4 protein-coding genes are annotated in these 5,495 nt (G+C 75.1%); 3 read left to right on the top strand and 1 reads right to left on the bottom strand.

Annotation, left to right across the window (positions count from 1 at the left end; all coding sequences use genetic code 11):
- Positions 1 to 115 precede the first annotated feature (115 nt).
- Positions 116 to 691 carry a nucleosidase gene (locus tag ACIQOV_RS25480; protein ID WP_401052183.1) on the bottom strand — a complete coding sequence of 192 codons (576 nt, stop codon included), beginning with the start codon at positions 689 to 691 and terminating at the stop codon, positions 116 to 118.
- A 346-nt stretch (positions 692 to 1,037) separates the two neighbouring features.
- Here ACIQOV_RS25480 and ACIQOV_RS25475 point away from each other — a divergent pair, with 346 nt between their 5' ends.
- The 3 genes from ACIQOV_RS25475 (at position 1,038) to ACIQOV_RS25465 (ending at position 5,184) form a co-directional block, all read left to right on the top strand.
- Entirely contained in the window at positions 1,038 to 2,561 is a 1,524-nt protein-coding gene (locus ACIQOV_RS25475; protein ID WP_401052181.1) for a hypothetical protein, read from the top strand.
- 20 nt (positions 2,562 to 2,581) lie between these two features.
- The gene (locus ACIQOV_RS25470; protein WP_401052178.1) at positions 2,582 to 3,541 is read left to right on the top strand and encodes a glutamate ABC transporter substrate-binding protein; all 960 of its coding nucleotides are present in this window, start codon (positions 2,582 to 2,584) and stop codon (positions 3,539 to 3,541) included.
- A gap of 275 nt (positions 3,542 to 3,816) precedes the next feature.
- Positions 3,817 to 5,184, top strand: coding sequence for a hypothetical protein (locus ACIQOV_RS25465; protein ID WP_401052176.1), 1,368 nt, complete (start codon positions 3,817 to 3,819; stop codon positions 5,182 to 5,184).
- Positions 5,185 to 5,495 lie beyond the last annotated feature (311 nt).

Below are 5,495 nucleotides of genomic sequence, written 5' to 3'. Positions count from 1 at the left end.
ACCACCGGCGAGGGCGAGGAACCCGAGATCCGTTCCCCGCAGCGCACCCTGCCGCGCGCCATGACGATACCCTTGAGCAGGCGTCATCGTGAGCAGGCGCCATCGTGAGCAGGCGTCACCAGCCCTGGGCGACCACCCAGTCGGCCAGCTTGCGGGCGCAGTCGTCGACCGCCTCCTTCCAGCTGTGCTCCGCACCGTCCCCGGCCTCGTCGCTGACGTGCTTGACCAGCCGCACCGGCAGCCCGGCCCGGTGCGCGACGGTGGCGACGGCGTAGCCCTCCATGTCCACCAGGTCGGCGTGCTCGGCGAGCCGGTCGCGGGCGTCCACGTCGGAGACGAAGAGGTCCCCGGTGGCCAGCACCGGGCCGTCTCCCTTGCCGATCACCAGCGGGGCGCCGTACTCACGCCCGGTGAGCGCGTGCAGGGCGGCGGTGTCGAGGTCGTGCTGGATCACCTGGACCACGTGGTGGGTGCCCTCCCAGCCGGGGCGCAGCGCACCGGCCGTGCCGAGATTGATCACCTCGGAGGGCTTCTCGCCCTGCGCGAGGACGGTGGCCAGCGCGACGGCGGCGTTGACCTTCCCGATCCCGGTGAGCAGCACGGGCAGGCGGTCGTCCAGGTGGGCGGCCTCCTCGCGCACGGCGACGACGAGCAGCGGGCGGTCGGACGAGATCGTTCCAAGCAGGCGCATACCTCCATCGTACGGAGCGAGGGGTCGCCGCACCCGGGATCGCGCGCCCTCAAGCGGACCCCCGCGCTCCGCCCGGCCGGGGGAACCGCGTAGGGTGCGGCCCGCGTCGGACGGTTCGCCACCTCTCGGGACGACCGGTGGGAGCGGCCCGAGCCGAAAGGGCCGGACCGACGGCACGGGCGGTACCGGCGGCACCCGCCGCACCAGTGGTACCGGCCGTCCCGGGAACGTGCACGACATGCTCAAGATCGGCGCAAGTCAGGTGTGGCCGGGGGGAGTCACGGCCATACTGCTGCCATCGGTCGGGCCCCGGGGACGGGCCCGGCCCCAGGGGAGGATGAGGCGGGTGGCAACACCAGTAGGCAGCGGCGCGTCCGGCGCCGCGTTCCCGGCACGGCCGAACCAGCTGCCGGGGGCACCGGGCGCAGCAGTGGCGACGGCCGCACCGGGGGCACCGGCCGTCCCCGGATCGGCCCCGCTCGCGAAGTCCGGCGGGGCGCCCCCGGCACCCAGACCCGGCGGGGCGCCCGCGAAGCGCCCTCCGGCGGCCGTCGCCACCGGCGTGCGCGCCCGGCTCGCGCAGGCCACCCGCACACCCCCCGGCCGGCTGCGGCTGGCCGGCGTGGTGCTCGCGGTGCTCACCGTGGCCTTCGGCGGGCTCACCGCCTGGCAACTGGAGACCAGGGCCCAGGCCGCCGACCGGGTGGTCTCGTACAGCCAGCCGCTCAGCCGGGACGCCGCCGAGATCCACCGCAACCTGGCCGACGCCGCCACCACCGCGGCCAGCGGCTTCCTGCTGGCCGGCGCCGAGCCCGACGAGGTCCGCAACCGCTACGAGCAGGACATCGCCACCGCCGCCAAGCTGATCGCCCAGGCCGCCGCCCGGACCACCGCGACCTCGCCCGCGCAGGGGTCGCTCGCCCGGCTGAACCAGCAACTCCCGGTGTACGCCGGCCTGGTGGAGACCGCACGGGCCGACAACCGGCAGGGCATACCGCTCGGCGGCGCCTACCTGCGGTACGCCTCCGAGCAGATGCAGACCGTCCTGCTGCCGACCGCCGCCGAACTGGCCGCCGTCGAGGACCGGGAGCTGTCCGACGACTACGCCGAGGCCAGAGCGGTCCCGTGGGCGGCGTACGGCCTGGCGCTGGTCGCCCTGGCCGCGCTGGCCTGGGTGCAGCTGACGCTGTTCCGCCGCACCAACCGGGTGTTCAACATCGGGCTGCTGGGCGCCACCGCCGCCGTCCTGTCCGGCGCCCTGTGGCTCACCGTCACCGGGCTGACCACCAGCTCGGCGCTCCAGCGGAGCAACCGGGAGGGCGCGGCCCCGCTGCGGGCGCTCAACACCGCCCGGGTGGACGTCCTGACCGCCCGGCTGGCGGAGAACCTGCACTTCGTCGCCCGCGGCTCGACCACCAAGTACGCCGACCAGTGGACGAAGGCCACCGAACACCTGGCCGGAGCCAAGGACCTCCCGCCGGACCGGTCCAACGGCTCCCTGCCGCAGGCCGTCCGGCTGGCGCCGTCGGCCGCCGTGTCGAGCGTCGTGGACGCCTCGAAGCAGTTCGACGAGTGGCGCCGGCGGCACGACGACGCCCGCGCCCTGGAGGTCGACAACGCCGACTACCAGGGCGCCCTGGAGGCCACCGTGACGGCCAAGGGCGACGCGGCCACCGCCGACGCCGCCTTCAACGCCACCGACAAGGCGCTCGCCCGGGCCGCCGACATCGAGCAGGACCGCTTCGACAAGGCCGCCGAGGGCACCGGCGGGGACCTGCGCGCCGCCGCCGTCGCCGCCGCGCTGCTCGGCCTGGTGGCCGCGACCGCCGCGCTGCGGGGCCTGGGCCGGCGACTGGCCGAGTACCGGTGACGGGCAGAGGGGGAGACGCAATGCGCACCAGAGGATCCAGCGGATCGAGGAGAAGGACCAGGCCCGCCGCCGCGCTCGCGCTGCTGGCGGCCGGCACGGCCGTGCTCACCGGGGGCGGCCCGGTCGGCGCCGCACCGGCGGCCACGACCGCCGCGCCCCTGGCCGTCCAGGAGGAGCAGGCCCCGGCCGACGGCTGCGACATCTACAGGAGCGTGCCGCCGAGCACCGACGACGGCCCGGCCGTGAAGGCCATCAAGGCCCGGCGCAGCCTGGTGATCGGCGTGGACCAGAACAGCTACCGCTGGGGCGCCCGCAACCCGAACACCGGCCAGATCGAGGGCTTCGACATCGACCTCGCCCGGGCGATCGGCGCGGCCGTCATGGGCGACCCGGACAAGGTGGTGCTCAAGCCGGTGGCCACGGCCGACCGGATCGACGCCATCAAGAAGGGCCGGGTCGACCTGATCGTCCGCACCATGACGATCAACTGCAAGCGGATGGAGGACGTCGCCTTCTCCAAGCCGTACTTCAACATCAGCCAGCGCGTCCTGGTGCCGAAGTCGTCGCCGGCGAAGAACATCGACGACGCGGTCAAGGACAAGGCGGTCTGCGCCGCCGACGGCTCCACCGCGCTGACCGTGGTCAAGGAGAAGAAGACCGCCCGGCAGGTCGTCACGGTGGAGAACCAGCTGGACTGCCTGGTCCTGATGCAGCTCGGCAAGGTCGACGCCACCATGACCGACAACGGCCTGGCGGCCGGCCAGGCCGCGCAGGACCAGACCGTGCGGATCGTGGACGGCGAGGCCCAGCCGGAGGTGATCGGCGTCGCCATGCTGAAGGACAGCACCGACCTGGCCGCCCGGGTCAACCAGGTCCTGGCCGACTACTACGCGCGCGGCGACTGGACCCGTTCGTACGAACACTGGCTCAAGCCGTACATGCTCAACGAGGCCGAGCACTACTGGCCCGCACCGCACTGATCCGGCGTCGGGGCAGGTCCGGGGGCGGCGCGCGGGACGGCGCGGGACGGCGCGCGGGACGGCGCGGGAGAGGTGGCGCACGATCCGTCAGCGGGGCGTTGACGGCACGTTGACGCCCCGCGCCCGCTCCGCCCGAACGGCCACCGGCTAGGGTTCGGGACGATCACCACGGGGAGACCGGTGGTGGACACGGGGGTTGTCGTGGGACCGCACGTCCGGTACGTCGAGCACGTCAGGTACGTCGGGATCGCACGCGAGGAAGGAAGGACACCGCGGTGGCGGCATCGGCTGGCCCGGTACTGAGCCGGGAGGAGGTCGACCGCGCGCTCGCCCGCCTCGGCGCGGAGCGGGACGCGGTCGAGTCGGCGCTGCTCGCCCTCCAGGACCACCCGGGCCTGCGGCTGCTGGACGGCGCCGAGCTGTCCGGGCGCACCCTGGAGCGCTGGTCGGTCGCCGGCAAGGGACTGCCGCTGCTCTGGGCGCTGTTCGACCGCTACTCCGAGGCCCTGGCCTCGGCCCGGGCCGTCCGGGCCCGCAAGGCCAAGCCCGGCACACCCGAACTCGCCGAGCTGAGCGAACTGCTGACCGGCGACGCGGTGACCGTCCCGGGCGGGGTGGTGCCGGACGGCCCGCAGGTGCTCGGCGCGCCCGCCAAGCTGGTCGAACGGATCAGCCTGGACGCGCTGATGACCCGGATGAACTCCTGGTACGCCACCGTTCTGGAGGTGGTCAGCGCCGCCGACGCGGTCTGGTCGGCGCTGCCGGCCCGGATCGACCTGCTGCTGGCCGAGCTCCAGCGGGTGCGCACCCTGGCCGCCTCGCTCGGCGTGCGCACCGGCGCCCACCCGCTGGGCGACGACCTGGCCGGCATCGAGAAGGACCTCACCGAGCTGCGCACCGAGGTGCGCGGGGACCCGCTGGCACTGTGGCGCCCGGCCCGGGTGCCCGCCCAGCGCGGCACGGTCCCGGAGGGCTCGGCCTTCGCCGGCCCGGCCGGGGTGGTGGACACCGAGCGGTTCGACCGGGCCGGGCGGGCACTGGACGGCGTCCGGCTGGAGCTGGAGGACCTGCTGCGGCTGCGCGACGAGGCCGAGGACCGCCTCCAGGGCGTCGGCGACCTGCTCCAGCGGGCCGACGCCACCCTGGCCGAGGCCCGCCGGGCGCGCGGCGAGGTGCTGGCGAAGATAGCGTCCAGCGACGTCCCGGCGGTGCCCGGACCGGCCTCGGCGCTGCGCGAGCGGATCGTCGCGGCGCTGGACCTGCGCCAGGCCGGGCAGTGGGGCCGGCTGGCGCCGCTGCTGGACACGCTGGAGGACGCCGCCGCCAAGGAGCTGACCCGGGCCCGGCAGTCGCTCTCCGAGGTGACCCAGCCGCTGGCCGTCCGGGCCGAGCTGCGCGGCCGGCTGGACGCCTACAAGGCGATGGCGGCCCGGCTGCGGGTCTCCGAGGACCCGGAAGTGATCGAACGGTACGAGAAGGCGCGCTGGCTGCTGTGGAGCGCGCCCTGCGACCTGCGGGCGGCGGCCGCCGCGGTGGCCCGGTTCCAGCAGTCGCTGCGGCCGGCCCACACCGAGGCCGGAACCGGGCAGGCTCAGGAGGCGGCCGGCCGCCCGCCGGCCGACGGAGAGGTTCAGGGGGGCTGAGGTTGATGGGCGGGACGTGCGAACGGCCGGAGTGCTCCGGCAGCGGCAGGATCGACGCCGACGGCTACTGCGACGAGTGCGGGCTGGCCCCGGCGGCCAGGACCACCGCCACGCCCGGGGGGGCGACGACGGGGACCGCGGGGACGGGAGCACCGACGACGGGAGCACCGGGGACGGCAGCACCGGGAACCGGAGCACCGGCGTCCGCCGGCCCCGGCTCGCCCTGCCCGCGCGACTGCTCCGGCACCATCGACCCGGACGGCTACTGCGACGGGGCTCACAAGGCCGAGAATCCGAATTTGGACGCCACG

The organism is Kitasatospora sp. NPDC091257 (genome assembly GCF_044757675.1).
Classification (GTDB): Bacteria; Actinomycetota; Actinomycetes; order Streptomycetales; family Streptomycetaceae; genus Kitasatospora; species Kitasatospora lactacystinica.
Note: the sequence above shows the minus strand (reverse complement) of the source record. Positions and strands in the feature narration are given on the sequence as shown.